The 16,267-nt window shown below is 67.0% G+C and carries 11 protein-coding genes; 1 reads left to right on the forward strand and 10 read right to left on the reverse strand.

The window, feature by feature from the left end:
• Positions 1-125: 125 nt before the first annotated feature.
• The 8 genes from KF708_23195 to KF708_23230 form a co-directional block, all read right to left on the reverse strand.
• Positions 126-950: an OmpA family protein gene (locus tag KF708_23195; GenBank protein MBX3415610.1), complete on the reverse strand. Its 825-nt coding sequence runs from the start codon at positions 948-950 to the stop codon at positions 126-128.
• A gap of 274 nt (positions 951-1,224) precedes the next feature.
• Positions 1,225-1,833: a hypothetical protein gene (locus KF708_23200; GenBank protein ID MBX3415611.1), complete on the reverse strand. Its 609-nt coding sequence runs from the start codon at positions 1,831-1,833 to the stop codon at positions 1,225-1,227.
• 58 nt (positions 1,834-1,891) lie between these two features.
• Positions 1,892-3,166 carry a prepilin peptidase gene (locus KF708_23205; GenBank protein ID MBX3415612.1) on the reverse strand — a complete coding sequence of 425 codons (1,275 nt, stop codon included), beginning with the start codon at positions 3,164-3,166 and terminating at the stop codon, positions 1,892-1,894.
• A complete protein-coding gene (locus tag KF708_23210; protein ID MBX3415613.1) occupies positions 3,163-3,702 on the reverse strand; it encodes a shikimate kinase in 540 nt (179 codons plus the stop codon). Before KF708_23210 ends, KF708_23205 begins: the two co-directional genes overlap by 4 nt.
• Before the next feature lie 31 nt (positions 3,703-3,733).
• On the reverse strand, positions 3,734-5,227 hold the full coding sequence (gene aroE / locus KF708_23215; GenBank protein ID MBX3415614.1) for a shikimate dehydrogenase: 1,494 nt from the start codon (positions 5,225-5,227) through the stop codon (positions 3,734-3,736).
• A 164-nt stretch (positions 5,228-5,391) separates the two neighbouring features.
• Positions 5,392-7,338, reverse strand: coding sequence for a DNA mismatch repair endonuclease MutL (gene mutL, locus KF708_23220; GenBank protein ID MBX3415615.1), 1,947 nt, complete (start codon positions 7,336-7,338; stop codon positions 5,392-5,394).
• Positions 7,339-7,391: 53 nt separating this feature from the next.
• Entirely contained in the window at positions 7,392-8,789 is a 1,398-nt protein-coding gene (locus KF708_23225; GenBank protein ID MBX3415616.1) for a sigma-54-dependent Fis family transcriptional regulator, read from the reverse strand.
• Between the two features lie 57 nt (positions 8,790-8,846).
• Positions 8,847-9,527 (reverse strand): RluA family pseudouridine synthase, encoded by a 681-nt coding sequence (locus KF708_23230; GenBank protein ID MBX3415617.1) that lies wholly within the window; start codon positions 9,525-9,527, stop codon positions 8,847-8,849.
• Between the two features lie 106 nt (positions 9,528-9,633).
• Between KF708_23230 and maf the strand changes: the two genes are divergently transcribed.
• Positions 9,634-10,365, forward strand: coding sequence for a septum formation protein Maf (maf, locus tag KF708_23235; protein MBX3415618.1), 732 nt, complete (start codon positions 9,634-9,636; stop codon positions 10,363-10,365).
• Here maf and KF708_23240 read toward each other — a convergent pair.
• Both KF708_23240 and KF708_23245 read right to left on the reverse strand, forming a co-directional pair.
• Positions 10,362-11,738 (reverse strand): aspartate aminotransferase family protein, encoded by a 1,377-nt coding sequence (locus KF708_23240; protein MBX3415619.1) that lies wholly within the window; start codon positions 11,736-11,738, stop codon positions 10,362-10,364. The two genes, maf and KF708_23240, sit on opposite strands and share 4 nt — an antisense overlap.
• A gap of 28 nt (positions 11,739-11,766) precedes the next feature.
• Positions 11,767-16,260: a DEAD/DEAH box helicase gene (locus KF708_23245; protein MBX3415620.1), complete on the reverse strand. Its 4,494-nt coding sequence runs from the start codon at positions 16,258-16,260 to the stop codon at positions 11,767-11,769.
• Positions 16,261-16,267 lie beyond the last annotated feature (7 nt).

A 16,267-nucleotide genomic window follows, 5' to 3' on the forward strand; every position in this document is an offset into this window, starting at 1 on the left:
TGTCGTCGTGGTAACCACCATGCTGGCCGCAAAGAAAGGAACCACGACGGCACGACGGACACTACGCAGGGGAGGGGAGAGGTGGCGCCTTTGAGTTTCGAGCCGCCGGCGCTGGACGAGGGGGGCTACTTCTGCGCCAATCGCTCGGGATAGACCACCAGCTCCACGCGGCGATTGCGTTCCTTGCCGGCGGGGGTGGCGTTCGAGACGACCGGATGGTTCGGTCCGTGACCCACGACGAAGAGCTGCTCGGCACGCAAGGTGGTGCGGCCGACGAGATGATCGTAGACCGCCATGGCGCGTCCGACCGAGAGCTGGTGGTTGTTCGACCACTGGCTGTTGAGAATCGGATCGGTATCGGTGTGCCCCTCGACGCCGATGATCTGGTTCGGGTAGTGCCGCGCGACTTCGCCGGCGACTTGTTCGATGTAGCGGCTGGCGTCGGGCAACAGGCGGCCGCTGCCGGGGGCGAAGAGCTTGCTGCCGGGGAGCTCGATCCGAACGACGTCGCCATCCTGGCGGATCTCGACCCCTTCGATCTGCACCATGTCGAGCGAGCTGCGCAGGCCGTTGTTCACGCGGATCGTGGCGCCGGCGCGGCGCTGGGCCGAGGCCTCGAGCAGCCGGGCCCGCGACTCGGTCGAACCGAGCTCGCTGCGCAACGAGGCGAGCTGCGAGGTGGTGCTCCCCAGTTGCTCGCGCATGGCCGCCACCTGGTCTTCGAGCATCCGCGCCTGCTGACGCGATTGAGCCAGTAAGGTCTCGAGCTCCTGATTGTCTTGATCGAGCGTCGTCGTGCGGCTGCGCAGCTCTTGATTCTGCTGGCTGAGCGCGAGCTGTTGCTGTTGCTGCGCCTGCAGTTGGCTCTGCAACATGTACGGATTCTCAGCGCAGCCGACGAGCGCCAAGGCGAGCGGCGCCAACATCACCACACTGACGGTCGAACGCATCGCGGCGTTCTCCGAACTACGGCCACTTCCGAGCCGGCCGATTGGGCTCGTGCAAATCGAGATACGACCACACCAGACGGGCCTCGGTGCATCGCCGACCTGCACGAATCGCGCGCGGGAGCGACGCCCAAGAGGGGTCGTGGGCGGGGATCGTAGCGGCGCCACGTCAGGGGGGCAATGGCAGTTTCAAGCCCACAAGAGATCGATGCTGGCACGCATCGCTCAGGTACGCGCAAGCTCTGGGAATGCTCACGCAGCCGCACGATTCAGGGGCTTAAACACCGAGCGGTTCTCGTTGCGTCGACGCATCCGTCAGCGATGGCTGGGGCGCAAGAGGAGCTTCTCCCGGGGCTGCTACAGTCAATGCTGGCGCCAGCAGTTCTGCCGGAGCGGACATCAGCCGCCAGGCTGCGGCCGGATCGGCATAGTTGCCGTAGTAGCGCTTGATGAAATGACGATGCCAGCGCGAAGGGCAGTGGGCCTCCCAACCCCAGCGAGCCAGCAAGCGATCGGAGATGCGCACGTTCGAGACGTCGGTGAGGGACGCGTCGGAACGTTTGAGTCGCGCGATCTCGTCGAGCACGGTGAGCGTGGCGCGGAAGGTCGCCAGCGTCGTCCCACGCCCCGAGCGAACGTACTTCAGGGCGAGAAAATTCGAGTGGCCGAGCGGCTGGTTGTAGTAGAGCAGGCAGCGGTCCTCGCGATGCCGCTCGTGGTAGCGTCCCCCCAGCCAAAGCCCCTCGGGAATCGAGACGACCTTGGCCCAAGGACGCAGATGAACGCCAAGCAGACGCCCGTTCGCTACTTCGATGACGCCGTAGCGCCGGCGGCGGAGCACTTCGGAGCCCGTTTTCAGATCGATGATTGTCTCGAAGAGTGCCACGACGAAGTTCCTTGCCGAACAGGTTGGCCCAGGCAAGTCTACCTCACGCTGGAGACACTCAGCGGCCGCTGAACTGCCCCAATATCCAGCGCCAAATGGCCAGCAAGACCACCATCAGGGCCAGGCAGATGAGCACGACCATCGGCACGAGGCCGCCGATCTCGAACAGGGGGAGCGCCCAATCCCAGATCGATCCCCACCAGACGATCAGCGCCAGCGTCGCCAGGCAGAGGAACGGGCCGTAGTAGATCTCGTTCTCGCGCCGCAAGAGCCATTGCAAGACTCCGACGAGCAGCCCGAAGAAGGGGGCCAAAAAGAAGATCACCAGGCAGGACTGCCAGCCGACGAGCGTGCCGATCATGGCCAGCAGCGTGACGTCGCCAAAGCCCATCGCCTCGCGTCCCAGCACGCGCGTGCCGATGACGCGCACGCACCAGACCATTCCGCCGCCGACGGCCAGCCCGACCAGCGCGCTGAGCAGGCCTTCCCAGTGTTTGCCCCCCACGAACCAGCCAGCGGTGACGCCGATCGTGACGGCGATCGCCAGCCCCAGCACGACGCGGGAGAAGGGCTCGCGGGCGATGCGCGCCAGCAGAATCTGCATCGCGCGACCCAGCCCGTGGCGCGTGCGCCAAGGACGTGGCAGCAGCCCGACGCACCACAACCAGATGCAGGCCAGGCCGATGCCCAGCGACACGAGATTTGGATAGGGGGCGAGCATGGCCGGCCAGATGCGCGGCGAGCTGACCTTGAGAAACTCGTGCAGATCGAAACCGCCGCCGTGGAGCGGAACGACATCGGGCAGCAGACAAGCTGGCACGCAGGTCGCCAAGAGCAAGCCCGCGAGCGTGCCCGGAATGGTCACGGCGTCGGGGATGATCTTCTCGTCGATATCGATCAGCGACGCGACCAGCATGAAGGCCACCAGCAGCAGGTGTGCTCCCAGTTGCCAGTGCAGTTGCGCGGCGAGCTGCGGGTTGAGGGGCACGAGCGCCGCCAGCGGAGGACGATAGAGCCCCTGGCGTTCGACCTCCCACCAGTAGAGTGCGGCGAAGAGTGCGCCGGTGAGCAGCTCGACGGTGAAGGGTCGCAGCCAGAAGCCGGCGCCGCGCAGCGGCGTCTCACGGCGCAGTCCGAACCAGCCCCAGATCGGTAGACGATCGCCCGGACGAAGGGGCGGAAGATCGGGATGGCGCGATCCCCAGGGGCTCAGCCAGCGCGGCTCCCAACGCAAGCGATCGATGGCCCAATTCGCGACGGCCCCCACGATCGCGCCCAGCACGAACAGGGTGGCCAGTCGCAAGGGCAGGGGGATGGCGAGCAGGGCGTTCAAGTTTGGCCGGTGCCTTCCAACTCGGGACGCAAGCGGGCGACGATCTCGTCCGCGACGGTCGCCGGCTCCTTACCTTCGGTATCGACCACCAGGTGCGCGGTCTGGCGATAAAGGGGCTCGCGCGCGGCCAACAATTGCACGATTTCGTCCAAACCGCCCCGGGCCGTGAGATTGGGCCGGCGGGCATTCGTCGTGGCGTCTTGCTCGATGCGGGCCAGGAGCGTCGCGGCACTGGCCTGCAGCCAGACGACGCGGCCGTCCGCCCGCATGGCCGCGCGGTTTTCGGCCCGCAGCACCGAGCCCCCCCCGACGGAAAGGACGGCCCGCTCGAGTTGGCAGAGCCGGGCGATGGTGGCCATTTCCATCTGGCGGAAGGTGGGTTCGCCATCGGCGGCGAAGATCTCGGCGATCGAGCGATGGGCGGCGCGTTCGATTTCGTCGTCGCTATCGTACGCGGGCCAGCCGAGACGTTCGGCCAGCAGCCGAGCCACGGTCGTCTTGCCGGTGCCGCGGTAGCCGACGAGCGCGAGATGCATGAATCGACCCTGCGCGGGAATGTTCGTGAGACTAATAACGCGTGGGCGCGATGGCGCGGCGCAGCGCGTTGAGCATGACCTCGTGCGGGGCTTCCTGTCCCGTGAAGAGGGTGAACTGCAATGCCGCCTGACGCACGAACATGTCCATTCCGGTGACGACGCGGCAGCTCCGCGCGCGGGCTTCCTTGAGGAGCAGCGTGCTCTCGGGATTGTAAACCGTGTCGAAGACGACGACCGAGGGCTTCAGGTAGCGATGGTCGTAGGGGGTTTCGTCGACGTTGGGGTGCATGCCCATCGGCGTGCCGTTGATGATGATGTCGGCGTTCACGGCGTAGCGCGAGTTCCAGTCGATCGCCTTGCAGCCGACGCGTTGCGCCAGTTGATCGGCGCGCGCGGCATTGTGATTGGTGATGATGACGTTGGCCTCGCGGCGTTTGAGTCCGTGTGCGATGGCCCGGCTGACGCCCCCCGCGCCCAAGAGCAATGCCGTCTTGCCGCGGAGCGCGTTCTGATAGGGACGTCCGCTGTCGCCGCTCAGGACCTCTTCCAGGGCGTCCATGGCGGCGCGATAGTCGGTGTTGTAGCCCACGACTTGCTCGCCGTTCCAGACGATGGTGTTGGCGGCCCCCACGCTGCGCACGGCGCCGTCCACCTTGGTGAGGCTCTTGATGACGGTTTCCTTATGGGGAATCGTCACGCTCAGTCCCTTCAAGCCCAAGCGGGGCGCTTCGGCGAGGAAGTTGTCGACTTCGCCACGTGGAAGGCGGAAGGGGACATAGACCTTGTTCAAGCCCAGGTGCGCGAAGGCGGCATTGTGGATCACCGGGCTCAACGAGTGGCCGATCGGGTCGCCGATCACGCCGTAGACCTCGGTCTCCGCGCCGATCGACTCGTAGCGGTAGATCTCGGTCATCTGCTGGTAGCTGAGCTGTCCCGGGGCGAGCGCCCGTTCGTGGTGGAAGGTCGCGTAGGTGAAGGGGGCGCCGAACCGCGCGGCGAGAATCCGCGAAGGGGTGCCGATATCGCCCATGCACAGCGCGACCGTGGGGACCGGGCTGTTCTGCATCAACTCGAGCGCGCGGACGTTATCGTGCGGCGATTGAGCGATCGTGGCGATCTTGACGATGTCGGCGCCGCACGAGGCAAGCCGATCGCGAATCTCGACGAGATCGGCGGGCGTGCGCTGGAAGTCGTGCAGGCTGACGATGCGTTTTGTCTTGCCGAAGCGCGGAATGTTCGCTGCCACGTCGTCTTCGAGATCGACGTAGTCGGCCCCTTCGGCGATCGACGTGCGCAGCAGCAGCAGGCGATCTTCCTCGCTCCCCTCGTACATGCCGCCGTCGCGCTTGCGGCGGCAGGTCATCACCACGGGGCCGGGGCGATCGGTCAACAGGCGTTTGAGATTCACCTGGCCACGGATGTAATCCAGCCGCAGCTCGACGAGCTTCGCCCCTTGTTCGACGAGGTGGCGATGCTCGGCGATCATGTGCCGGTGCCGGCCGCGGCCGATGCTGACGCAGATCATGGGGCAGTCGTCGCTCGTCGCCAAAGGAAAGGAACGTCCGTCGGAAAGACGCCGGCCGCCACGGCCGGGCCATCGAGAGGTTGCCCTATTATAGGTCGTACGAAGGAATCAGCCATTGCCCCTTCTCCCCGGCCGAAGCAGGGTTTTTCTTCTCCAGGTGGCCCTCACGTGCGCAGGAACTGCCGATCGAGTTCCTCGCGCGTGAAAACGAGCGCCGTGGGGCGGCCGTGCGGGCAGTGGTGCGAGTCGTGAACCAGATGCCGGTCGGCCAGCAGGGAGGCGATTTCCTCGGGCGTGAGGCGGTCTCCGGCCTTGATCGCGGCCTTGCACGACATCATGTGCAGCAGCTCGTCGAGCAGGTCGCGCCGATCGGGCCCGGCGCCCCCCGCTTGCAAACGCTCGAGTAGCCCCCGCAGAACCTCGCCCGGCTGTACTTGCCCCAGCATGGCGGGGCAACTGGTGACGAGCACCGTGCTGCCGCCGAAGGGCTCGACCCGGACCCCGAGGCGCGCGAGCATCTCGCGCTGTTCGAGCACGAGCGCGGCTTCCTGGGGACTAAGATCGACGGGCTCGGGCACGAGCAGGGTTTGCGTCTCGAGATCGCCGGCCAGCACCCGTTCGCGGAGTCGTTCGTACAGGATGCGTTCGTGTAGCGCGTGTTGATCGATGACGACGACCCCTTCGTCGCTTTCGGTCACGATGTAGCGCTGGTGGACTTGCAGGGCCGAGACGGGACCGTGCGGCGCGAAGTTCGCGCTGCGCACGCCTGGTGGGCTGAATGGCTGATCGGCGTTCGACGTGGAGTCGTCGTCGGCGACGGCCTCGTCGAGCGCCGCGATCGGCGGATCCTCGGCAGCGGCCGGGCCGACGGGGCGCCAAGGTCGGTCGAGCGACACCAGATCGAGCGGTCGACGTTCGGCCGGGGCATGTGGCGCGGGATAGGACAGTCCCGGCAGGGTTGCCGTGACTTGCGGCGCGGTGCGTTCGACGCGGGCCGTGGCGGCGTCGAGTTCCCCTTTCGCCCAGCGCACGAAATCCTCTCGCACGGCTTCGGCCCGAGCCTGATCGAGCGAAGCAGCCGCGTCGGGCGGCGAACCTGCCAGATCGACGCGGTTCGACAGATCGAGCGTGAGAAAGCGGGTGCGGAGCGTGCCGAGCAACTGGCTGTAGAGGCGGCCCGAGTCGAGGAATCGCACCTCGAGCTTGGTGGGATGCACGTTGACGTCGACCATCTCGGCCGGCATGTCGAGCGCCAGAAAGGCGATCGGGTGGCGGCCCGAGAGGAGCAGCCCACGGTAGGCCTCGCCCAGGGCGTGGTGCAGCGCGCGATCGCGAATGGCGCGGCCATTGAGCAGCAGGTACTGCATCTTCTGGTTGGCGCGGTTCTGGCTCGGATGGGCCACGTAGCCCGAGAGGTGAATGTCCTCGTCGTGGCTTTCGACGGCGACGAGCGCTGCCGCCAGGTCCTCGCCGAAGAGGGTCGCGATCCGCTCGCGCCAGTCGGGCGAAGGGGGCAATTCGTAGACGGTTCGCTCGTTGTGGCGGAGCGTGAAGTGACAATTTGGCGCGGCGAGCGCGATGCGAATGAACGCCTCGCTGATGTGTCCCATCTCGGTCTGCGCCGAGCGCAGAAACTTGCGCCGCACCGGCACGTTGTAGAACAGGTTGCGAACTTCGAGGCTGGTTCCCTCGGGCGCGCCGCAGGGAACGAGGGGAGATTTCTGGCCACCGACGACCTCGAGCTCGTGACCGGCGGTGGCTCCTGTCGGACGGCTGCGCAGTCGGAAGCGGCTCACCTCGGCGATCGAGGCCAATGCCTCGCCCCGAAAGCCGAGCGTGCCGACGTGGAACAGGTCGTCCTCGGAGGCGAGCTTGCTGGTGGCGTGTGGCGCGACGGCGAGCTCGAGATCCTCGGGCGCGATCCCGCATCCATCGTCGGTAACACGAATCAGCTCCAGCCCCCCCTGTTGGATGGCGACGTCGATGCGGCGAGCACCGGAGTCGACCGAGTTCTCCATCAACTCTTTGACGACGCTCGCGGGGCGCTCGATCACCTCGCCGGCGGCGATCTTGTTGATGAGGCTGGGCGAGAGTCGCTGAATGCGGGGCATCGAATCCGTTCGCGATACAGGGGGCGCGGCCGCCGTCCGCCGAAGCGGGGCGGCTACAAGTTGTATTCCTTGATCTTACGATACAAGGTTCTTTCGCCGATGCCCAGCAGGCGCGCCGCCTCTTCGCGATTTCCCCCGGCAAACCGTAGCGTTTGCTCGATGTAGTAGCGTTCGATTTCTTCGAGCGGCCGGCCCACCAGACCCGCGGCGGCGCCCTGTGCGGATGGCGCCGGCGTTTCGGGTTCGCCCGAGAGCTCGGGGGGAAGATCGTCGAGGTCGAGCACGCCGTCGTAATCGACGACCACCATGCTTTCGATCACGTTGCGCAACTGGCGCACGTTGCCAGGCCAGTCGTAGGCCAGCAGGCGGCGCCGCGCGGCGGTCGACATGCTCTTGATCGTCTTGTCGTGGCGCTTGGCCAGTTGCCGGGTGAAGTGCTCGATCAACAGCGGAATGTCGTCGGTCCGTTCCGCCAGGGGGGGCAGCACGATCGTGACCACCTTGAGGCGGTGATACAGGTCGCGGCGAAAGGTGCCCGCCGCGATGGCCTCTTCGAGGTTGCGATTCGTGGCCGAGAGAATCCGCACGTTCACTTTGATCGGTTCGTTCGAGCCGACGCGCGTGATCTCGCCACTTTCGAGCACGCGGAGCAGTTTGATCTGCGTGGCGAGTGGCATGTCTCCCACTTCGTCGAGAAAGAGGGTGCCCCCGTGGGCATATTCGAACTTGCCCACGCGATCGGCCGAGGCATCGGTGAAGGCCCCTTTCACGTGGCCGAACAACTCGCTCTCGAGGATGTGCTCGGAGAGTGCCCCGCAATTGAGCGCCACGAAGGGTTTATTCTTGCGGGGGCTGTTCTGGTGGATGGCCTGGGCGACGAGCTCCTTGCCGGTGCCCGTCTCCCCTTGAATCAACACGCTGGCATCGGTGGGGGCGATGCGCTTGAGCCGGTCGATGATGTCGTTCATCTGCCGGCTCAGGCCGATCACCCCTTCGAAGCCGAAGCGTTCGTCGAGGCGGCGATTCAGCTCGGCGTTTTGTCGTCGCAGGCGGAGACTCTCGCACGCCTTTTCCGTCACGGCGCGCAACTGGCTCAGATCGAGGGGCTTGAGCAGGTAGTTGAAGGCCCCCTGCTGGATGGCGGTCACGGCCGAGGGGATCGAGCCGTGCCCCGTGACCAGGATCACCTCGGCATCGGGCAGGGCCTCTTTGGCCCGGGCCAGGATCGCCAGGCCGTCGAGGTCGTTCATCACCAGGTCGGTGATCACCAGGTCGAACGTCTCCTCGTCGATCCGCTGGGCGCCTTCCGTGCCGGAGGTGGCCACGGCGCAGTCGTAGCCCACGCGCTCCAGGCTTTCGGACACGGCGAGCGCGTGCGGCTCGTCGTTATCGATAATCAAGACGCGGACTTGCGGCGAGGCGGCAGAGGCATTTCCGGCGGCGGCAGGCATGGGCGGATAATACCGCATCGGCCGCCAGACGTGAAGCGGCGCGACAGGGAGACGCGGCTAGTCGCGCACGCCGAGCTGGCGCCAGGCGGCTGGCAAAGGCGCGGTGATTTCGATCCGCTCATCGCGCACGGGATGCGAGACCACGAGTCGCCGTGCGTGCAGGGCGATACCACGGGCGAAGGGACGCTTCGCCCCGTACTTGCGATCGCCGAGCACCGGCGTGCCGCGCGCGGCCAGTTGCACGCGAATTTGATGCTTGCGCCCCGTCTCGAGATCGATTTCGACGAGCGTGCCGGCGTCGAGCACCGCGAGACGCCGAAAATGCAGGCGGCACTCCTTGGCGTTCGATGTCTGCGGCGCCACGGCGTGCATGCGCCGGTGGCGTTCGTCTTCGGCCAGCCAATGGGTGAGGGTGCCGGTGGGGGGCTCGAGCCCCCCTTCGACGAGCGCCCAATACGATTTCTCTACCGCGCGCGTGCGGAATTGCTCGGTCAGTCGTGCGGCCGCCTTCGACGTGCGGGCAAAGAGGACGACGCCGGTCACCGGGGCATCGAGCCGGCTCACCGTGCCGAGATAGACGTTGCCCGGCTTTTGGTAACGTTCCTTGATGTACGCGCGGGCCTCGACGATGAGGCTCGGCAGATGCGCCGCCACCCCCATCGTGGGCAGACCGGCCGGCTTCGACACGGCCAGCAGATGGTTGTCTTCGTACAAGACGGTCAGGACGGGAGCTGACATGGAGCGGAGCGAGCAGTGATGTTCTAAGGTAAAGGGGGATTCACGACGAGCGTGACGCGGCTGGCTTGTCCAGCAGTGAAGTAAGGGGTAGGTTCGGCGGGGACACATGAATGAAGCGAAGTCATGTGACCGCGAATTCACCGTCGTGGAACCTACTCGCGTCCCCACTGCTGGACAAGCCAGCAGTGCTACACATTCGACTCGCTCCGGTAGAACATTCCTCGTGAAACTCGCCGACCTCTTCCCCACGAAGCCAAAACTGGTCCTGGCCAGCGGTTCGCCCCGCAGGCGGATGTTGCTCGCGGAGGCCGGCTTCGAGTTCGACGTCGTGACTCCGGCCGAGGGGGCCGAGTGTGGCGTGTGCAGTGGCGAAACACCTCCGGAGCACGTCGCGCGGCTGGCCTGGCAAAAAGCGGCCGACGTGGCGCCGCGCGTCGAGCGCGGCTTGCTCGTGGCCTGCGATACGGTGGCCGAATGCCTCGGCCAGATCCTGGGCAAGCCGCGCGACGAGGCGCATGCCCGGGCCATGCTACAGACGCTCAGCGGGCGCGAGCATCGCGTCTACAGCGGCTTGTGCGTGTGGCAACTGCCCGCGAGAGAGCCGCTCGTCGAGGTGGATTGCACCGTGCTGCGGATGGACCCGCTCGGCGACCGGCAACTCGACGAGTATCTGGCCAGCGGCGAATGGGAGGGGAAGGCCGGCGCGTTCGGCTTTCAAGACGGACTGGACTGGGTCCACATCGTCGAAGGGAGCGAGTCGAACGTCGTGGGTCTGCCGATGGAACGGCTGGCTCGCATGCTGGCCAAGGTGGTGCCAACAAGTGGCACAGGCTGCTAGCCTGTGCTAAAAACTAGAGTCAGGCACTCGTCGAGAATATCGATCGCGCGATCGAGTTCTTCACGCGTAATGGTGAGCGGCGGCGTGAGCGTGACGATGTTCCCCATCGTCAGCTTGAAGCTCAGGCCGCGCGACAGTGCGGCGTAGAGAAGGGCGTCGGCTTCGTCGCGCGCCGGGGCGCGCGACGTGCGATCTTTCACCAGCTCGATTCCGAGCAAGAGCCCCACGCCGCGCACGTCGCCGATGAGGGGATGACGCGACTGCATCTCGCGGAAGCGGGACAGCGCGTGCTCCCCCAGCTCGTATGCGTGCTCGACCAGCTTGTGCTCGGCAAGGTAGTCGAGCGTGGCGAGTCCGGCCGCGCAGGCGACGGGGCTTTTTTCGTGCGTGTAATGGCCCAAGGCCACGTGGCCGGCCACGTCGAGATTCTCGCGGGCGATGAGCGCGGCCAGCGGCATCACGCCCCCCCCCAGCCCTTTGCCCAGCACGAGCATGTCGGGCAGGACGCCGGCATGCTCGCAGGCGAACATGCGGCCGGTGCGCCCCAGGCAGGTCGGGATTTCGTCGAAGATCAACAGTGCCCCGTGCCGGTTGCAGGCGGCACGCACGCGGGGCCAGTAGTCGCGCGAGGGGATGTAGGGGGTGCAGCGAATCGGCTCGGCGATCACGGCGGCGACGTCTCCCTCGTGCGCGAGGACGTACTCGATGTAGTCGGCACACTTGAGGTCGCAGCCACCCCGTGTGGAGCAATCCCACTGGCAGCGGTACTCGCCCGGGGGGGGCACGTGCGATGTGCCAGGCAGCAGGGGGCCGACCCCGGCGCGGAAGACTTCTTCGCCGCCGATCGAGATGGCATCGAGCGAGGCGCCGTGGAACGAGTCCCACATCGAGATCGTCTTGTGCCGGCCCGTGGCGATGCGAGCGAGCTTGAGCGCCATGCCGATGGCCGCGGTGCCGCCGGGACAGAAGAGCACTTTGTTCAAGTTGCCCGGCGCGAGTTCTGTTAGTCGCCGGGCGAGATCGACCGAAACCTGGTTCGTGTAACGCCGAGGGCTGAAGGGCAAGGCGTCGAGTTGCGCTTTCACGGCCGCGATGACCGAGGGATTGCCGTAGCCCACCTGGTGGACGTTGTTGCCGTGGAAATCCATGTAGCGACGTCCCTGCACGTCGACGAGGTAGATCCCCTCGGCGCCGGCCACGGCGTTCAGGCAGGGGGTCGAAAGAGACTGGTGCAAGAACCAGCGAGCGTCGTCGGCCAGCAGTTCGCGCGTGGCATCGTCGAGCGAAGCCTCTTGCCACGTCGCGCGGCGCGGAGAGAGATTCACGTCTCCTTCACTTTGGGCGGGGGCCGATCGCTCGGGAGAAGACGTCATCGCAGGCTCGAACGGGGGAAGAGGAACGCTACTGGGCACGCGCGGCGGTGGCAAGCGCGGTCAGCGGAGCAGGAGCCACCGACGAACCATTATGCGCCGCGTCTTCCGCGATTTCCTCCGGCAGATGTCGATGGTCGGCCAGGCGCATGGCCCGGTGCATCGCTTCGCGCCCGGTGGGGGCAACCTCCGCGGTGAAGTTTGCCGCGCCCCCTTCGAGCGTGGCCACGACCTGACCGCCCCGCAGGATGAAGGCATTCGTGCGCGTGGCCGGCAGCCGTGGTCCGGGGGTGATGATGCCGATCAGATTCAGCGGATCGGCGGCCGAGAGGGCGATCCAGCGGTCGTTGCCTGCCTCGTCGCGGAGGCGGCGGAGCCGCGTCACGGCGTTGTTCTGGGCGAACTGCTCGCCCGCGACGCCGCGGATGAAGCGGCCGCCGCGGATCTCGCCCCGCGCTTCGAGGCGGCGATAGACCATCGCCAACTCGCGCCACGGCGGCGCGCCGTTTTCGCGTGTCAGCAGATCGCGGAACACGACGCCCCAGCGGCGCAACAGCAGACGTGCCCAATGCTCGGCTCGGTCGGTCCGGTTTGCCGCGCGAGTGTAGGCGGGGAAGCGCGACCAACGGCCATCGCCAGCGACCGTTCGACGGCGGCGCAGCGCGGCACCTGCCCGGCGGCGGCGCAATTGCTCGCGGCGGTTTGAGGTCTCGACGAGACGTCGAATCGGCGCGAAGCCGTCGGCCGTTACCAGGCCGAGTGCCGCCAGTTCTCCCAACGCATCCTCGACCTGCGAGGGCAACATGCTGGTGATCGTCGTCAGATCGTGGGGGAAGAGGGCCCCATGCGTCCGCAGCGCTTCGAGCACGGCCTGCGCCCCGCCACGAGCGAAGTTCTCCGGCATGCCGCGCTCGGGAGGTAAGAGCCAATCGAGATCCTCGCGCGCCACGAGCGCGATGGGGACGACGCGGGTGATGGTACTGCCCGAGGGGGGCGCGTCGTCGGCCTTTTGTGGAGGTTGTAATCGTCCCCAGACGACGTTCCCCGTCAGCGAAAGCTCGTCGAGCCAGGCGGTATCGTAATCGCGCACGCGAGCCGAGAGGATGTCCCCCTCCCAGGCGCCGGCGGGCAACTCGAAACCTTCGAGCTGTGAGACGATTTCGCGGACGCCGCCGCGGCCGTCGAGCCGCGTGTCGGCGGCGAGGTGTTGATGCTCGACGAGGAAACGCAGGAAGGTGGCCTGATCGACCGGTTGGATCTGGCGCCGCGCGCCGTCGAGCGTGAGCCGGTGGATGCGGGCGAGCAAACGACGTTCGCACCATTCGATCTCGGGCGCGGCGCCATCCGACGGCGCGCCGGCATCGTCGGGAGGAGTAAAGTGGCCGCGCAGAACGAAGCCCTCGGCCTCGAGCGCTTCGAGCGAGGCGAGCACCGCCGATTCGCGCAGGGCGAACAGTTCGGCCACTTCGGAGGCGGTCGCCGGTCCACTGACATCGAGCCGGCCCCGCAGGAGCGCCAGCGTCGCTTCTTCGGGCGCGACCTGCCGATCGAGATCCGCCGGGAGCGCGAGCGCCGGAGCGAGCGTGGCGTCGGGATGGAGCGCGCGGAACTGAGGCCAGCTTTCGGCCGCGATCCAGAATGGGCGGCCGTCGCCGATCGTGGCGACCGCGGCACGGCCCCGTGCGACCAGCGCCGAAAAATGCGCCTCCCAGGCGGTTCCTTCGGCGGCGGGAATCGCCACCGCCACGAGCAAGGCGTCGTGCATCTCTTCGGCATCGCGCACGATGGGCCATGCCTCGGCCCGCACCTGGGCGATGGCGTCGCAGTCGAGCCGGCCCAGATCCGAGAGGGCATCGACCGAGAGGGTACGCCGCGTGGCCACGGCCCGGGCGCGGCGTTCCTCGAGTGGGGCATCGTCGAGAAAGGCGTAGGGATTCGCGTTCAGGATTTCGTAGCAGAAGGGGGAAGGCTCGCGGGTATCGCGCGCCACGAGCTCGATGCGGCCGGCTTCGATGTCGCCGAGGACGCCGAGCCAACGGGGGAGATCCATCGCCTCGTGCAGGCAGTCGTAGACGGTCTGATTCACCAGCGGATGATCGGGCAGCTCGATGTCGCCGACGATGTGCTCCAGGCATTGCGTCGAGGCGGGGAAGACGGCGGTCAGGAGGTCGTCGGCGCGGAAGCGTTGCAGCGGCGGCGGCACCTTCTTGCCCCCCTGGCTGCGTAGCACCGCCAGGGCGCGCGTCGCATTCCACCGCCAGCGGACCTGGAACATCGGCACGGCCAGCATGGCCTGGATGAGCAACGGTTCGCCGTTCCGCGTGTTGAGCATGCCGAACATTTGCTCGAGCGGAAAACTATGCTGCGGCCCCAGCGAGAGGACGATGCCGTTGTCGTCGGCGCTGGCTTGCAACTCGAAATCGAAGCTGCGGCAGAAGCGCTTCCGCATGGCCAGGCCCCAGGCGCGATTGATCCGGGCGCCGAGTGGGGAGTGAATCACCATCTGCATGCCCCCCGACTCATCGAAGAAGCGCTCGAAGACGATTCGTTCGCGCGTCGGCACCAGCCCGATCGCGGCCTGCTGCACGGCCACGTAGTGGGCGGCCTGCTCGGCGGCCCAGGCCGGTGCGCCGCATTCGTGCCGCAGCCAGTCGACCGCCTCGGGATAGCTCAACGTCGGCCGGGGGGTGAAGAGATCGTCCCCCTCGCGAACCGCCGTATCGACGCGCTCGATGGCGGCCGCGACCTCGCCACGCACGCGCTCGGCCAGGTCGACGCGGAGTCGCGAGATCTCGTCCGACAGTTCGATCGTGCGGCCCGGGGCTTCGCCGAGCCAGAAGGGGATCGTGGCCGGCGCGCCGTGGGCGTCTTCGACCGTCACTTCACCACCGCGGACGTAGCAGATGCGCCACGAGTTGTTGCCCAAGAGAAAGACGTCGCCGGCGAGGCTCTCGATGGCAAAATCTTCGTTCACCGTACCGACGAAGGTGTCTTCTTCGACGGTGACGACGCGGTAGTCGGCCGTTTCGGGAATGGCGCCCCCCGAGGTGAGGGCGGCGAGGCGTGCCCCGCGCCGCGCGTGCAACTGCCGATGGATGGCGTCGCGGTGCAGGTAGGTTCCCTTGCGCTTGCCGCGCGCGATCCCCTCGCTGAGCATGCGGACGACTTTGTCGAACTTCTCGCGCGTGAGGTTCCGGAAGGGCCACGCGCGGCGCATGAGCTCGAACAGCGGTTCCTCGTCCCACGGTTCGCAGGCGACGGCGGCCACGATTTGCTGCGCCAGGATGTCGAGCGGGGCGTCGGGGATCTCGATCCGGTCGAGACGCCGGGCGCGGATCGCGCGGATCAGTGCCAGGCACTCCATCAGGTCATCGCGCGAAAGAGGGAAGAGCCGCCCCTTGGGGACGGCGCCCAACGAGTGTCCCGCGCGGCCGATCCGCTGCAAGGCGGTGGCGATGGCCCGGGCCGAGCCGATCTGGCAGACGAGATCGATATAGCCGACGTCGATGCCGAGCTCGAGCGAGGCGGTGGCGACGATGGCCCGCAGTTGGCCCGACTTGAGCCGTTCTTCGGCCGAGAGGCGAATCTCGCGCGACAGGCTTCCGTGGTGGCTGGCGACCGCGTCTTCGCCCAGCAATTCGGCCAGTTGGTGCGCGACGCGCTCCGCCATCCGCCGCGTGTTGACGAACACGAGCGTGCTGCGATGCGATTGGATCAACTCGATGAGGCGTCCGTAGATCTCGAGCCATTGCTCGTTCGAGCAGACGGCGGAAAGCTCCGTCGGTGGTACCTCGACGGCGAGGTCGAGCTGCCGTACGTGACCGACGTCGATAATCTCGGCCTGCGGCTCACCCCGTGCATCGAGATGCTGCGTGCCGAGCAGGAAGCGTGCGATCTCGTCGATGGGGCGCTGCGTGGCGGAGAGGCCGATGCGCGTGGCGGGGCGCGGCAGCAGGGTATCGAGCCGCTCGAGCGTCAACGCGAGATGCGAGCCGCGCTTGTCGCGCGCCAGGGCGTGGATCTCATCGACGATCACCGTCCGTACGCTGCGGAGCTTCTCGCGACTCTTCGCGCCGGTGACGAGCAGGAAAAGCGACTCGGGCGTGGTGACCAGGATGTGGGGAGGGCGGCGGAGCATCGCCTGGCGTTCGGAGGCGGGGGTGTCTCCCGTGCGCACCACGGCGCGAATCGGCTGCATCGGGTAGCCGGCCGCCAGGGCGGTTGCTTCGATTTCGGCCAGCGGCGTCTCGAGGTTGCGGCGGATGTCGTTCGAGAGGGCCTTGAGCGGCGAGACATAGACGACCTGCGTCTCGTCGGTGAGCTCGCCGCCGATCGATTGCCGCACGAGCGAATCGAGACAGGCGAGGAAGGCGGTGAGCGTCTTGCCCGAGCCGGTGGGGGCCGCGATCAGGGTATGGCGCCCGTCGAGCGTGGCGGGCCAGCCGAGCCGCTGCGGCTCCGTCGGCGCGGCGTAGCGCTCGTGGAACCACTGTTGAATGACCGGATGAAAGCGTTCGAGCGGCATCGTGCGG

This window comes from Pirellulales bacterium (assembly GCA_019636335.1).
Classification (GTDB): Bacteria; Planctomycetota; Planctomycetia; order Pirellulales; family JAEUIK01; genus JAHBXR01.

Bases quoted from the DNA above. Each gene is read 5' to 3' on its own strand.
- KF708_23195 (MBX3415610.1), bottom strand. From the start codon at position 950: ATGCGTTCGACCGTCAGTGTGGTGATGTTGGCGCCGCTCGCCTTGGCG.
- KF708_23210 (MBX3415613.1), bottom strand. From the start codon at position 3,702: ATGCATCTCGCGCTCGTCGGCTACCGCGGCACCGGCAAGACGACCGTG.
- aroE (MBX3415614.1), bottom strand. From the start codon at position 5,227: ATGATCTGCGTCAGCATCGGCCGCGGCCGGCACCGGCACATGATCGCC.
- mutL (MBX3415615.1), bottom strand. From the start codon at position 7,338: ATGCCCCGCATTCAGCGACTCTCGCCCAGCCTCATCAACAAGATCGCC.
- KF708_23225 (MBX3415616.1), bottom strand. From the start codon at position 8,789: ATGCCTGCCGCCGCCGGAAATGCCTCTGCCGCCTCGCCGCAAGTCCGC.
- KF708_23230 (MBX3415617.1), bottom strand. From the start codon at position 9,527: ATGTCAGCTCCCGTCCTGACCGTCTTGTACGAAGACAACCATCTGCTG.
- maf (MBX3415618.1), top strand. From the start codon at position 9,634: ATGAATGAAGCGAAGTCATGTGACCGCGAATTCACCGTCGTGGAACCT.
- KF708_23240 (MBX3415619.1), bottom strand. From the start codon at position 11,738: ATGACGTCTTCTCCCGAGCGATCGGCCCCCGCCCAAAGTGAAGGAGAC.
- KF708_23245 (MBX3415620.1), bottom strand. From the start codon at position 16,260: ATGCCGCTCGAACGCTTTCATCCGGTCATTCAACAGTGGTTCCACGAG.